Origin of the sequence: Streptomyces sp. NPDC096205 (genome assembly GCF_044763135.1) — a bacterium.
GTDB lineage: Bacteria > Actinomycetota > Actinomycetes > Streptomycetales > Streptomycetaceae > Streptomyces.
Genome location: NZ_JBIWFS010000012.1, coordinates 267,091 through 280,644, shown reverse-complemented (window position 1 = coordinate 280,644; position 13,554 = coordinate 267,091). Strand labels below are relative to the sequence as shown.

The window sequence follows — 13,554 nt, the reverse complement described above, 5'->3', positions numbered from 1 at the left end:
CACGGGGTGGCGCGGCGTGTGCTCATGCCGCGGTGCGTTCGAACTTCTCCCACTGCGCGTCGATCACGTCCTGCGGTACGCCGCCGAAGTCCTGGGTCCCGAGGGTGTCGGCCCGGAAGGAGAGCGTGGTCGAGCCGGAGCGGATGACCGTCAGGTAGTCGTACAGCATCACGTCCGCCTCCTTGACGTCCTGTGTGGTGATGCGAAACGCGTACGCCTCGTCGCCCACGGCGGGTGCCTCCAGCGTCTCGACCTCGACGACCTTCGCGTCGACGAGCGACCGCTCCTCGGTGAAGCCGTCCGCGCACTTCTCGCCCGCCTTCCCGAGCTCCTCCATGACGGCGGCCGCGTCCTGGCCGTCGTAGGAGCGCAGGTGCAGGTCGATGTCGATGCTCGGTTCGGCGTACGGGTCCGAGACGGCACGGGCGATCTCGGCGACGGGGTCGTGCGAGGTCGCGCCCTTGGCGACGCTGACCAGCGGCTGGCAGACCTCGGGCCGCGCGGTGTAGTCGTCACTCAGCGCGGCGACGGGTTCCTCCGAGGTGTACGCCCCGACGTCGCCCTCGGCAAGCGCCGCCGGCCGCAGTTGGTCCTCGGTGAGGGCCTTCGCGGCGGGCTTGGTGTCCCGCTCTGCGCCGTCGCTCCCGCCGCACGCGGCCGTTGTCATGAGGACGGCCGCCGCGAGTGCGGCGGCCGCCGTGTGTCGTGCCCGTGTGCTGAACATCCCCACCCCTGTGTTCACGTGCAGTTGATCAATCAGTGGCTGATTGTGCACCACACGTAAGGGTGACGAAGGCCGGGGATTCAGCGGATCGAGCGGTGGACGTTCTCCCTCGTGGGTGGGCCGGGGGTGGCGTCGGCGATCCATGGGCCGTCGTCCGAGGGGTCGAGGATGCCCTCCTCCAGCCAGGTGTAGGTGCCCGACAGGACGCCCTTGACGACCTGGCGGTCGATGTCGTCGGTGTTGGTCCACAGGCGGTCGAAGAGGGTGTCGACGCGGATGCGGGCCTGGCGGCAGAAGGTGTCGGCGAGCTGGTAGGCCTCGCGGCCGTGGTCGCCGCTGCTGCGCAGCAGCTCGGCGCGGACGCAGGTGGCGCTCATGGCGAAGAGCTCGGCGCCGATGTCGACGATCCTGGCGAGGAAGCCCTGCTTGGTCTCCATGCGGCCCTGCCAGCGGGACATGGCGTAGAAGGTGGAGCGGGCGAGTTTGCGGGCGTGCCGTTCGACGTAGCGCAGGTGGCCGGAGAGGTCGACCTCGTGACGGAACTCGCCGTAGGAGACGGGGAGTTGGCCCGCGCCCGCGACGAGTTTGGGCAGCCACTTGGCGTAGAAGAGGCCCGCGTTGGCGCCTGCCTTGGCCTTGTCAGACAGGGACTTGTCGGGGTCGATGAGGTCACCGGCGACGCTGAGGTGGGCGTCGACGGCCTCGCGGGCGATGAGCAGGTGCATGATCTCGGTGGAGCCCTCGAAGATGCGGTTGATGCGCAGGTCGCGCAGCATCTGCTCGGCCGGCACGGCACGTTCGCCGCGGGCGCGCAGGGAGGCGGCGGTCTCGAAGCCGCGGCCGCCGCGGATCTGGACGAGTTCGTCGGCCATCAGCCAGGCCATCTCGGAGCCGTAGAGCTTGGCGAGGGCGGCCTCGATGCGGATGTCGTTGCGGTCCTCGTCGGCCATCTGGGAGGAGAGGTCCAGGACCGCCTCCAGGGCGAAGGTGGTGGCCGCGATGAAGCTGATCTTGGAGCCGACCGCTTCGTGCAGGGCGACCGGCTTGCCCCACTGCTCGCGGACCGCGGACCACTCGCGGGCGATCTTCAGGCACCACTTGCCGGCGCCCACGCACATCGCGGGCAGCGAGAGCCGGCCGGTGTTGAGGGTGGTCAGGGCGATCTTCAGCCCGGCGCCCTCGGGGCCGATGCGGTTGCCTGCGGGGACGCGGACCCGGTGGAAGCGGGTGACGCCGTTCTCGAGGCCGCGCAGACCCATGAAGGCGTTGCGGTTCTCGACGGTGATGCCCTCGGAGGCGGACTCCACCACGAACGCCGTGATGCCGCCGGGGTGGCCCTCGGACTTCGGCACCCGTGCCATGACGACGAGCAGGTCGGCGATCACGCCGTTGGTGGTCCAGAGCTTCACCCCGTCGAGGACGTACTCGTCCCCGTCGGGCACCGCCATGGTGGCCAGGCGCGCCGGGTCGGAGCCGACGTCCGGCTCGGTGAGCAGGAAGGCGGAGATGTCGGTGCGGGCGCAGCGCGGCAGGAAGGTGTCCTTCTGCTCCTGGGTGCCGAAGATCTTCAGCGGCTGGGGCACGCCGATGGACTGGTGGGCGCTGAGCAGCGCGCCGACGGCCGGGCTGACGGAGCCGACCAGGGCGAGGGCCTTGTTGTAGTAGACCTGGGTGAGGCCGAGGCCGCCGTACTTGGTGTCGATCTTCATGCCGAGCGCGCCGAGTTCCTTGAGGCCGTCGACGACCTCGTCGGGGATGCGGGCGTCGCGTTCGACGACCTCCGGGTCGATCTTGGTCTCGCAGAAGTCGCGGAGCTTGGCGAGGAACTCCTCGCCGCGCTGGGCGTCGTCGTCGGTGGGGAGCGGGTGGGGGTGGATGAGGTCGAGGCGGAAGCGCCCGAGGAACAGTTCCTTGGCGAAGCTGGGCTTGCGCCAGTCCTGCTCCCGGGCCGCTTCCGCGACCTGGCGGGCCTCACGCTCGGTGACGTTGCGTGGGGGCGGTGCTGCGGACATGAGGCTCACCTCGCCGCGAAGAGGGATCTTGGGACCGTGCTGTACCGAACCGCGTGTTACCGGACCAGGCATGACCGAACCGTGCGTTACCGATCGGTGCTACCGGATCGTTCGTACCCGAAAGCGGACGTCCCCACCAGTCCTCGCGCGTCCGTTCGGCCGATGTCGACGTGGCCGCAGCCGGCGAGAGGTTGCCGCGAAGAAACCTGTCGAAGCGCTTCGACTGACTATGGACACGCACTCCGGCTGGGGTTACTGTCGAACCACCCTCACTCGCCGTTGTTCACCCTGCGCACTGTCGAAGCGCTTCACAAAGCTTGGAGAGCTGGATGGTCACCCTCGCCGAGGTCGCCCAGCATGCCGGAGTCTCGGCGAGCACGGTGAGCTATGTCCTCAGCGGCAAGCGGTCCATCTCCGCCACCACCCGGCAGCGGGTCGAGCAGAGCATCCGCGAGCTGGGCTACCACCCGAACGCCGGTGCCCGCGCCCTGGCCGGCAAGCGGTCCAACATCATCGCGCTGATGATCCCGCTGCGTACGGACATGTACGTGCCGGTGATGATGGAGATCGCCATCGCGGTCGCCACCACGGCCCGCGCCCATGGCTACGACGTCCTGCTGCTGACCGGCGAGGAGGGGCCCGACGCGGTGCGACGGGTCACCGGCAGCGGGCTCGCCGACGCGATGATCCTGATGGACGTCGAGCTGGACGACGAGCGGCTGCCGCTGCTGCGCGGCACCGACCAGCCGTCCGTGCTGATCGGTCTGCCCGCCGACACCGAGGGCCTGACCTGCGTGGATCTGGACTGGACCGCGACGGGCGCGCTGTGCGTGGAGCAGCTGGCGATGCTCGGCCACCGCGACATCGCCGTCATCGGTGAGGCGCCCGCGGTCTACGAGCGGCACACCGGCTTCGCCGAACGCACCCTGGACGGACTGCGGTCCCGCGCCAAGGAACTGGGCGTACGGCTGTTGCACCGGCCTTGCGAGGGCGGGTACGACACGATGGGCGCCACGCTCGCCCGGGTCTTCGACGAACGCCCCGGCACGACCGCCTTCGTCGTGCAGAACGAGTCGGCCGTCGAGCCGCTCCTCGCGCTGCTGCGCCAGCAGGGCCGGGCCGTGCCCGAGGACGTGTCGGTGGTCGCCGTCTGCCCCGACCAGGTCGCCACGCAGGCCTCGGTGCGGCTGACGTCCGTCGCCATCCCCGCCCAGGAGATGGGCCGGCATGCGGTGGAACGGCTGATGGCCAAGCTGGAAGGGCGCGAGGGCGACGAGGTCGTGCTGATCGCACCCGAGTTGACCGTCCGGGCGAGTTCGGGCCCGGCTCCCGCCGCTTCCTGACATCCCCCTCCGCACGCGTCCCGCCCCCCACCGCTTCCTGACACCCCCTCCGCACGTGTCCGCCCCGCCCGGTACGGGGCATCCCCATGTCCTCAGGAGTACGCCACGTGACTCAGCCTGCCGAAATCCAGCCCAAGGTCAGCCTCGCGCAGTCCTCCCCCACCGTCGGTACGTTCCGTGAGCGGGACGGGGCGCTGGAGTGGAGCGGCCGCCAGGAGACCGTGCGTGTCGAGCCCTGGGGTCCGGACGCGGTCCGGGTGCGCGCCCGGCTCGGCGGACCGGTCCTGGAGGGGCTTCCCGGGGCCCTGCTCGACGAGGCCCCGGCCACGTCGTCGAGCGTGAAGATCGAGGAGGGCCGGGGGCGGCTGACCGTCGGCGCGCTCACGGTCGACATCGACGCCGAGGGCCTGATCCGCTTCCTTCGCACGGACGACTCCGCCGAGCTGCTCGCCGAGGAACGCGCCCACTTCTGGTGGCCCGGCCCCCGCCTCTACACGGCCGTCGGCAACGGCCACCACCGCCTGGAGCAGCGCTTCGCCGCCTACGAGGGCGAGAAGCTGTACGGCCTGGGCCAGCACCAGCACGGCCGGCTCGACCAGAAGGGCCTGGTCCTGGACCTGGTGCAGCGCAACGCCGAGGTGGGCATCCCGGTGCTGACCTCCAGCCGCGGCTACACCCTGCTGTGGAACAACCCGGCGATCGGCCGGGTGGAGCTGGCGCACAACGGCACCCGCTGGGTCGCCGACTCGGCCCGGCAGATCGACTACTGGATCACCGCGGGAGCCCCGGCCGACGCCCAGCGCCGCTACAGCGCGGCCACCGGACGCACGCCGATGCTGCCGGAGTGGGCGGCGGGCTTCTGGCAGTGCAAGCTGCGCTACCGCACGCAAGGCGAACTCCTCGCGGTGGCTCGGGAGTACAAGCGCCGCGGCCTGCCCCTGGACGTCATCGTCTGCGACTTCTTCCACTGGACGCATCTCGGCGAGTGGAAGTTCGACCCGAAGGAGTGGCCGGACCCGGCGGCGATGGTCCGTGAGCTGGACGAGCTGGGCGTCAAGCTGGTGGTGAGCGTGTGGCCGTCGGTGTCGCCGCTGAGCGAGAACCACCCGGTCATGGAGCAGCGCGGCTACTTCATCGGCACCCAGTACGGTCCGCTCGCGCACGCCGACTGGCCCGACAAGGAGGTGGCGTCGACGGTCCAGGTGGCCTTCTACGACGCCACGAACCCGGACGCCCGGGAGTTCGTGTGGTCGAAGGTGCGCGACAACTACCTGCGCCCGTACGGCATCACGGCGTTCTGGCTGGACGCCTGCGAGCCCGAGCTGAAGCCCGGCTTCCCGGAGAATCTGCGCTACTGGGCGGGCCCCGGCCTGGAGGTCGGCAACCTCTACCCGGTGGAGAACGCCCGCACCTTCCACGAGGGGCTCCTCGCGGAGGGCGAGTCGGACGTCGTCACCCTCAACCGCTCGGCGTGGGCGGGCAGTCAGCGCCACGGGGCCGCCCTGTGGTCGGGTGACATCGGCACCGACTTCGCGACGCTGCGCCGGCAGATCGCGGCCGGCCTCAACACCGCGCTGTCCGGCATCCCCTGGTGGAACACCGACATCGGCGGCTTCCACGGCGGCGACCCGGACGACCCGGCCTACCGCGAGGTGATGGTCCGCTGGTTCCAGTTCGGCGCGCTGTCCCCGCTGATGCGCCTGCACGGCTTCCGCGAGCCGGGCATGCCGCTGGGCCCGGAGATGACGGGCGGCCCGAACGAGGTGTGGTCCTACGGCGAGGAGGCCGGGGCCATCCTGGAGCGGTACCTGCGGCTGCGCGAGCGGCTCAAGCCGTACGTGCTGAAGGTCATGCGGGAGGCCCACGAGGAGGGCCTGCCGGTGATGCGGCCGCTTTTCCTGGAGTTCCCCGGGGACCAGGCGGCCTGGCAGATCGACGACGCCTATCTGTTCGGCCGGGACCTGCTGGTCGCCCCGGTGCTCACCGCGGGCGCGACGGCCCGGACGGCCTACCTCCCGGCGGGCGCGCGCTGGACGGACGCCTGGACGGGTGCGACGTACGAGGGCGGTACGACGGTGACGGTCGACGCCCCGCTGGAGCGCATCCCGCTGTTCCTGCGCGACGGGGCGGAGCTGCCGATCGCCGGGTGAGACGCGTGCGGCCGGTCCCGTAGGGGAGGGACCGGCCGCACGTCCTGCTGTTCCTTGAGATCAACTGCTGCTGACGGTCAGGCTGTTGGTGCGGAAGTCCAGGCCGCCGGACGACGAGGTGATCTCGTAGCCGAACTGCACGTCACCGATGGTCTCGTTGCCGAACCAGCCCTTGGTGTCCTTGATCCACTTCAGGATCGGCAGGATGTTCACCGTGCCGGAGCTGGAGTCGGACGTGCGCAGGAACGAGTAGACCTCGTTGGCGCCGTTGTTGCCCTTGTAGACGTTCCAGGTGTGGCCGCCGAGGCTCACTGTGCCCTGGGAGGTGCCGAGCGGGCCGACGGCGCCGTTGTAGTTGACCCACAGCATGATCTCGTGGTCGTAGTCCGTGTCCCAGATGTCGTACGACGTGTTGTACGCGCCGGAGGACGGGACCGTGACGTTGTAGCTGCTGGTCAGCGAACCGATGGAGGTGATCGTCTTGTTGATCACCTTCTTGGCGTTGGGGTAGGACTTGATGCCGCCGGTGTTCGGGTGGTTCGCCCAGGCGCCCCAGTTGGTGCCGGAGTTGGCCCAGACGCACTGGCTGCCGGCGCCGGAGCCCCAGATGTTGTTGTAGAGGGTGTAGCCGTTCAGGCTGGTGTTGCCCCACTGGTCGCAGCTGCTCCAGACGGCGGCCTGGGCGGGGGCGGCGGCGAGGCCGACCGTGGCGCCAAGAGCGAGGGCCGGGGCGAGCAGGGCAGTGAGGAACCCTCCGCGGATACGTCGTGCCATGGTGTCCCTTCCATGGGTGGGGGGAAGTGCGCGGTCACCACGGCCTCAGGCTGAGGACGTGGTCCTCTCCGGCGACGAGGTCGAGCGACAGCCCGTCGCCGGAGGGGGTTCTGAGGTCCACGCGGCAGGTGCGCGTGGGGCGGACGACGGCGGTCGCCTCGTCGCGGCTCCAGACGAGGTCGATCTCCGCGCCGAACCGCGTGCGTACGCCGTTCAGCCGGCCTTCTTCGAGGGCTTCGGGGCGGGCGGGGAGCAGCACGAGCCGGGTGGGGGTCGACTGGACGAGTGCCTCGATCAGTACGGCGGGCAGGGTGTGGGCGGCGTCCGCGTTGTAGACGTCGCGGTGCGGGTAGTGGGCGCTCATCAGGGAGGCGTGGAAGAAGTCGCCGCCGAGCACCTGGGCGAGGGCGTGGGTGACGCGTGCGGGGTCGTTGAGGCGGGCCGCGATCAGCGCGTGGTGGAGGTGGCCGTGCGCGGAGTCGTTCTCGGCGCCGCGCAGGGCGAGGGCCCGGTGGGCGGCCTCGGCCCACTCCGGGGTGTCGTAGGGGGTGATCTCCTCCAGGGGCCAGACGCCGTAGAGGTGGCTGAGGTGGCGGTGGTCGTAGGTGTCGTCGAGGCCGGGCCAGGCCCATTCGGCGAGGGCGCCGTCCTGATTGACGCGGTGGGGCGGGAGGCGGTCGGCGAGAGCTCGCCAGGTGGAGGCCCGTTCGGGGTGGTAGTCGGCCGCGGTCAGCAGGGCGTGGCGGGCGGCGGACAGGTCCATGGCCGCGTTGACGGCACCCCAGCTGCCGTTCGCGGGGCGGTTCTCGGGTGAGTAGGACGGGACGACGACGAGACGGCCGTCGCTGTCGGTACGGGTGAGGAAGTCCTCGTAGAAGCAGGCGAGTTCGGCGAGGGCCTCGGCCGTGCGCGGGTCCTGGGCGCCGCGGGTCTCGTCGTGGTCGACGAGCGGCTTGAGCAGCCAGTCGGCGCCCGCGGTCCACAGGTGCAGGGGGTACTCGCGGGAGAAGTGGTAGGCGTGGCCGGACTCTCCGTCGGTGTGCGCGGGGGCGACGATGCCGCGGGCGCCGAAGACGGCTCGGGCGTTGTCCCGCCAGTCGTCCAGCTGGCCGTGGATCAGCCCGGCCTGGGCCTCGGTGACCTCGGGCAGGGCCGCCGCGGCGGCGGAGGCGGTCTGGAGGTTGAGGTTGGCGTCCGTGGTGAACGCGCCCGACCAGGCCGTGTCCCACTCACCGGTCCACAGGCCGGTCAGGCGGGGCGGCAGCAGTCCGGAGGCGGACAGCAGGTGGTAGCGGCCCGCGGCGAAGAGGCGTTCCAGCAGGGCCGGGCTCTGCGGCCTGGTGAGCAGCTCCGAGCCGGGCAGCGCCCGTTCGGCCGGGTCGGCGCCCAGGTCGAGGGTGACGCGGCTGTACGCGGTGCGGTGCAGGGCGAGATGGCGGTCCAGGAGGGCGTCGTATGCCTGGGGCAGGTCGCGCAGGGCACGGAATTCCTCGATCGCGTCCAGTTCGCCGGTGTGCCGGCGCACCCGGGTGAGGAGCAGGACCGACTCGGCGCCCTCGATGCGCGTGCCGGGTGCGGCGAGGGTGGCGGTGCCGCCGGTGACCGCGGCCAGGGTCACTCCGGTGTAGGCGCGGTCGCTGCCGGGGTAACGGGCGCGCAGGGTGAGGGCCGCGCCTTCGGGGGTGAGGTGGGCGCCGTGGCCGACGCCGAGGCCGGGGGGTACGCCCGGGAGGCGGTGGTCGAGGGCGAGGTCGAGGGTGAGGCCGGGGCCCGCGATGTGCTGGACGATCACGTCGTCGGCGCGGGAGACGAAGACGCGGCTGGTCCGGTCGGGGGTGCGGGCGGTGACCTCGCCGGTGGTGAAGTCGACCTCGCGGCGGTAGCTGCCGCTGTGGGTGCCCGGCCGCTTCAGGCGCAGGGCGAAGGCGGGGTGGAAGGGCCGCACCCATTGCAGGGGGCGGCCGTCGGTGAACTCCTCGGCCGCGGTGAGGTCGCCGGCGAGCAGCCTGTCCTGGAGGGCGGGGAGTTCGGCGGCCAGCTCCGGGGGGTGGCGGTACGAGCCGCCGTCGGGCCGGACCAGGGTGTGGTGGGTGACGATGACCCGGTCGTCGTTCGGGTCGCCGGACACGAGGGCGCCGTGGTGGCCGTTGCCGGTGAGGAAGGAGTCCTCCCAGCGGGCGGCGGGGCGGGGCTCCCAGGTGCCGTGGACAGGTGTGCCGCTCATGGCCTGAGCACCGCCACGCCGTGGCGGCCGAGGGTGATGCGGTCCGTGACCGTCTCGCCGGTCAGCAGGTCGTGGTGGGTGCCCGGCACGGTGACGGTGACCGGCTCGCGGCCGTGGTGGAGCAGGAACAGCAGCTCACCGCGGCGCACGGCCTCGACGTCGGCGGGGAGGCCGTCCAGCACCGGCCGGGCACCCGCCTCGGAGGCGATCCGCGCAAGCAGCCCGCGCAGTGCCTCCGGCTCGGGGAGGGTGGAGAGGTACCAGGCGCGGCCGTTGCGGAGAACGGCGGGCAACCCGTCGAGTTCGCCGGCCTTGTATGCGAGCGTCTCGTCCGCCTCGGCCTCCAGCTCCTCCGACCACAGCGTGCCGCGGAACCCGTCGCACTCCACGGTCTCCCCCGCGTCCAGCGGCCACCACTCGTGCAGCGTGCGGATGCCGAACAGCTCGCGCAGCCTGGCGTCCATGCCGCCGGGGCGCACCCGGTCGTCCTGGTCGGCGACGCCGGTGAGGAAGCCGCAGACGAGGGTGCCGCCCTGGGCGACGTACGCCAGGAGGTTCTCGATCGCCTTGTCGGTGAGGGCGTACGCCTGCGGGACGACGACCAGCCTGTACCGGCCGAGGTCGTGCTCGGGGTGGGCGAAGTCGGTGGTGAGGTGGGCCTGCCACAGGGCGCGGTGCCAGGCGCGCAGGACGTCGGGGTGGTCGGCCTCGGTGGACAGGCGGCCGTCCTGGGTCGCGGCCCACCAGGAGTGCCAGTCGTGCAGGATCGCGACGTCCGCGGTGATGCCGGTGCCGCTGACCTCGTGGAGCCGGCGCAGCTCGGCGCCGATCCGCTTGACCTCCTGGAAGGTACGGCCCTCCTCGCCCGCGTGGCTCACCATGCCGGAGTGGAACTTCTCCGCGCCCTGGCGGGACTGGCGCCACTGGAAGTAGCAGACGGCGTCGGCGCCGCGGGCGACGGCCTGGAGCGACCACAGGCGGTTGAGGCCGCGCGGCTTGGGGTGGTTGACGCCGCGCCAGTTGACGGGTCCGGCGGCCTGCTCCATCAGCATCCACGGGCCGCGGGCCTGGGAGCGGGTCATGTCCTGGACGAGCGCGCCCTGCTGGGCGCCGAGCGGGTCGCGCGGGTCGGGGTAGAGGTCGACGGAGACGACGTCCTCCTCCTCGGCCCAGCGCCAGGCGTCGACGCCGATCCACAGCGGCATGAAGTTGGTGGTGACCGGGAGGTGCGGGGTGTGCCGGCGGACGATGTCGCGCTCGGCGAGGTAGCACTCCAGGAGCATGTCGGAGGTGAAGCGCCGGAAGTCGAGCACCTGGCTCGGGTTGTTGAGGTAGTGGGCGTGCCGCGGGGGCAGGATGCCGTCCCAGGTGTCGTAGCCCTGGCTCCAGAAGGCCGTGCCCCAGGCGGAGTTGAGGGCGTCGAGGGTGCCGTACCGCTCGCGCAGCCAGCGGCGGAAGGCGGCCGCGGCCTCGTCGCCGTAGTCGAAGGTGCAGTACTCGTTGTTGATGTGCCACATCGTGAGCGCGGGGTGGCTCGCGTAGCGGGCGGCGAGGTCCTCGGTGACGGCGGCGGCGTAGCGCCGGTAGGTGGCGCTGGAGTGGGAGAAGTGCTGGCGTCCGCCCCACCACTCGATACGGCCGTCCGCGTCGCGGGGCAGCGTGTCGGGGTGCAGCCGGCCCATCCAGGGCGGTGGGGCGGAGGTCGGGGTGGCCAGGACGACGCCGATGCCGGCCTCGTGCATCAGGTCCATGAGCCGGTCGAGCCAGCCGAAGTCGCGCTCGCCCGGCTGGGGTTCGAGTTTCGCCCAGGAGAAGACGCCGAGGGTGACGGAGTTGACGCCGGCATCCTTCATCAGCCGGACGTCCTCGTGCCAGGTCTCCTCGGGCCACTGCTCGGGGTTGTAGTCGCCGCCGAAGAGGAGGCGGCCGCGGGTGGCGGTGGCGAGGGCGGCGGCGACGGTGGGTTCGGGTGCCGGTGTCATGCGGGGTCTCCGTACTGGATGCCGCGGCCGTTGGTGGCGAGGTAGACACGGCCGTACAGCCGGGGGTCGCCGGTGATGGCCTCGCCGGTCCAGCCCCACTGGTGGGCGTCGTCGTTGATGCGGGTCCAGGTCTTCGCCTCGTCGTCGGAGCGGAGGACGGCGGTGCCGCTGTCGGTCGAGCCGACCTGGTAGATCGCGGGGTAGGCGGCGCCGTCGGCGGCCTTGCCGAAGCCGAGGGTGTACGAGGCCCGGCAGCCGGCGACCTTCGCGAAGGAGGCGCCTTGGTCGGTCGACCGGTACAGCCCGTTCCACTTGGCGCTCAGCCACAGGTCGCCGGACCGTCCGGGGGCCGCGACCAGCTTGAACTGGCTGTCGCCGGAGGGCAGTCCGGTCGCACGGGCGGTGAAGGAACGGCCACTGTCAGTGCTGGCGTATACCGTTCCTGTGTCGGTGTCGTACGCGTAGAAGAGCGTCGGGTCGGCCGGGTCGGCGACCGGCGTGGCGCCCTTCGGGAAGGAGGAGACCTCGGACCAGGTCGTGCCGTTGTCCGTCGAGCGGTGCGTGGGGTGTTTCGTGCCGTCCCAGTGCACGAAGGACCACAGCAGCACGCTGCCGTCGGTGTTGGTGGCGATCGGCCCCGGTGCGCTACGGGCGATGTCGGGCTGGGCCGCGAAGGGCGCCCAGGTCCGCCCGCCGTCCTCGGAGTACGCGCCGTTGCCGTGGTCGCCCCAGCCGCTGCGGACGACGTACGACGCATCGGCCGCGGCCTGCGCGAGCCCGGTCGCCGACCCGAACACGGGGTTCGCCGCCATGCCGTCCGCCGGAGACGCCGTGAGCAGCTCGTGGTACATCACGCCGATGTCCCCCGACCCGCTGAGCAGATGCGCCTCCCCGGCCGGGGGCGAGATCAGCTGCCGCACGGACGTCTCCTCCAGGCCCCGGATCTGCGGGGCCCAGCGCACCAGGTCGCGGGTGCCGTAGAGGGTGGCGCCGGTGCCGTACACCACGTGCCTGGAGTCGTACGGGTCGACGGCCAGCGCCTGGATCCACCAGCCGAACTTGGGGCTCTTCTCGCCCCACTTGAGATAGGGGGTCTCGGACACGTCCAGAACGGCGGAGTCCTTCAGGGACGTCCAGGTGCGGCCGCCGTCGGTGGTGCGGTACAGGGTGTCGACGGCCGCCCAGCGGTTGTTCGTGGACACGACGACCGTGCCGGGCCGGCGGGCGTCCACGGCGACCCCGCCGTAGCCGAAGGTGTCGGCCGACCCGTCGGGCGTGGTGCCGCCGGGCCGCACGGGCGTGACCTCGGTCCATCTCCCGCTGCCCGTGGCCAGCTTGTGCACGCTGCCGTCGGCCTGTCCGTTGGGCCCGGGTGCGTCGGCGTACGTCACGTACAGCTCACGGGTGAACCGGTCGTAGGCGGCCCGGACCGGGACCTCGGCGGCGGTGCCGGAGGGCTGTCCGGGGGCGGCGGTCCAGGTGGCCCCGTCGGTGGTGCGGAACAGGTTCGGCCCGGTGCCGCCCGCGTCGCCCCACCCCGCGTACACGGCCCGGCCCGCCGCGACCAGCAGGGTGACGCCCTGCCCGGACGCGCTCGGGGTGGCAGGGAAGCCGGGGGCGGGGGCCCAGGTGGCGCCGCGGTCGGTGGACTTCAGCAGGCCGTCGTGCCGGGTGCCCAGCCACAGGGTGTCGCTGTCGCGCGGGTCGACGAGGAGCCGCTCGCCGCAGCCCCGGCCGTCCTCGTTCGCCCCGAGCTTGACCGTCAGGTCGGTCCGCGCCCAGGTCGCGCCCCGGTCCTCGGACCGCAGCACGGCGCCGTTGCCGGCCCAGGCCTGGGCGTAGGTGCCGAGGGCGAGGTAGAGCCGGTCGGGGTGCGCCGGGTCGACGGCCATCGCCTCCACACCGAGGAGGTTCCAGTCGTCCCAGCCGAGGTGATCGGTGACCGGCGTCCAGCGGGCCCTGCGGTCGTCCCACCGGTAGGCCCCACCGATGTCCGTCCGCGCATAGGCGAGCCCGCGCACGGAGGGGTGGAACAACACACCCGTGACGAACCCGGTCCCCCCGATGACGACGTTCCGCCACCGATAGGGACCGGCGGAGGCGGACTGGGCGGAGGCGGACTGGGCGGACGCCGAGAGGGGCAGCGCGGCGAGGGCAGCCGCGGCCGCACTGCCTGCAAGAACGGTTCGCCGAGACGGCCTGGACGCAAGCATGACATCCCTCGCTTTATGAGGTAGGTGTAAGGGGAGGTGCCTGTTTTCAGGGGCGCGGGGAACTGCGCGACAAGCCACGACGAACCGGCACCCACAAGACCACCGACAGCCCAACGGCGCTCACCCGCTCGG

The 13,554-nt window shown here is 71.9% G+C and carries 8 protein-coding genes; 2 read left to right on the top strand and 6 right to left on the bottom strand.

From position 1 onward, the window contains the following. Positions 1–22: 22 nt before the first annotated feature. Both ACIQ6Y_RS36955 and ACIQ6Y_RS36950 read right to left on the bottom strand, forming a co-directional pair. Positions 23–724, bottom strand: a complete 702-nt coding sequence (locus ACIQ6Y_RS36955; RefSeq protein WP_404046565.1) for a hypothetical protein — start codon at positions 722–724, stop codon at positions 23–25. Between the two features lie 80 nt (positions 725–804). Beyond that, on the bottom strand, positions 805–2,736 hold the full coding sequence (locus tag ACIQ6Y_RS36950; protein WP_404046562.1) for an acyl-CoA dehydrogenase family protein: 1,932 nt from the start codon (positions 2,734–2,736) through the stop codon (positions 805–807). A 329-nt stretch (positions 2,737–3,065) separates the two neighbouring features. Here ACIQ6Y_RS36950 and ACIQ6Y_RS36945 point away from each other — a divergent pair, with 329 nt between their 5' ends. Next, on the top strand, positions 3,066–4,079 hold the full coding sequence (locus ACIQ6Y_RS36945) for a LacI family DNA-binding transcriptional regulator (RefSeq protein WP_404046559.1): 1,014 nt from the start codon (positions 3,066–3,068) through the stop codon (positions 4,077–4,079). A gap of 107 nt (positions 4,080–4,186) precedes the next feature. After that, positions 4,187–6,229 carry a TIM-barrel domain-containing protein gene (locus tag ACIQ6Y_RS36940; protein WP_404046556.1) on the top strand — a complete coding sequence of 681 codons (2,043 nt, stop codon included), beginning with the start codon at positions 4,187–4,189 and terminating at the stop codon, positions 6,227–6,229. A 60-nt stretch (positions 6,230–6,289) separates the two neighbouring features. Here ACIQ6Y_RS36940 and ACIQ6Y_RS36935 read toward each other — a convergent pair whose 3' ends face one another. The 4 genes from ACIQ6Y_RS36935 to ACIQ6Y_RS36920 are packed head-to-tail and all read right to left on the bottom strand — an operon-like array spanning position 6,290 to position 13,422. Continuing rightward, a complete protein-coding gene (locus ACIQ6Y_RS36935) occupies positions 6,290–7,003 on the bottom strand; it encodes a hypothetical protein (RefSeq protein ID WP_404046553.1) in 714 nt (237 codons plus the stop codon). A 34-nt stretch (positions 7,004–7,037) separates the two neighbouring features. Further along, positions 7,038–9,227 carry a glycosyl hydrolase family 95 catalytic domain-containing protein gene (locus tag ACIQ6Y_RS36930; protein WP_404046551.1) on the bottom strand — a complete coding sequence of 730 codons (2,190 nt, stop codon included), beginning with the start codon at positions 9,225–9,227 and terminating at the stop codon, positions 7,038–7,040. Beyond that, complete coding sequence (locus ACIQ6Y_RS36925) at positions 9,224–11,209, bottom strand: beta-galactosidase (RefSeq protein ID WP_404046548.1); 1,986 nt, start codon at positions 11,207–11,209, stop codon at positions 9,224–9,226. Before ACIQ6Y_RS36925 ends, ACIQ6Y_RS36930 begins: the two co-directional genes overlap by 4 nt. Next, entirely contained in the window at positions 11,206–13,422 is a 2,217-nt protein-coding gene (locus tag ACIQ6Y_RS36920; RefSeq protein WP_404046545.1) for a 1,4-beta-glucanase, read from the bottom strand. The genes ACIQ6Y_RS36925 and ACIQ6Y_RS36920 overlap by 4 nt, the downstream gene beginning before the upstream one ends. Between the last annotated feature and the right edge of the window lie 132 nt (positions 13,423–13,554).

Excerpts from the sequence above, each read along its gene's own strand:
- ACIQ6Y_RS36955 (WP_404046565.1), bottom strand. The coding sequence starts at position 724 with ATGTTCAGCACACGGGCACGACACACGGCGGCCGCCGCACTCGCGGCG.
- ACIQ6Y_RS36950 (WP_404046562.1), bottom strand. The coding sequence starts at position 2,736 with ATGTCCGCAGCACCGCCCCCACGCAACGTCACCGAGCGTGAGGCCCGC.
- ACIQ6Y_RS36945 (WP_404046559.1), top strand. The coding sequence starts at position 3,066 with ATGGTCACCCTCGCCGAGGTCGCCCAGCATGCCGGAGTCTCGGCGAGC.
- ACIQ6Y_RS36935 (WP_404046553.1), bottom strand. The coding sequence starts at position 7,003 with ATGGCACGACGTATCCGCGGAGGGTTCCTCACTGCCCTGCTCGCCCCG.
- ACIQ6Y_RS36930 (WP_404046551.1), bottom strand. The coding sequence starts at position 9,227 with ATGAGCGGCACACCTGTCCACGGCACCTGGGAGCCCCGCCCCGCCGCC.
- ACIQ6Y_RS36925 (WP_404046548.1), bottom strand. The coding sequence starts at position 11,209 with ATGACACCGGCACCCGAACCCACCGTCGCCGCCGCCCTCGCCACCGCC.
- ACIQ6Y_RS36920 (WP_404046545.1), bottom strand. The coding sequence starts at position 13,422 with ATGCTTGCGTCCAGGCCGTCTCGGCGAACCGTTCTTGCAGGCAGTGCG.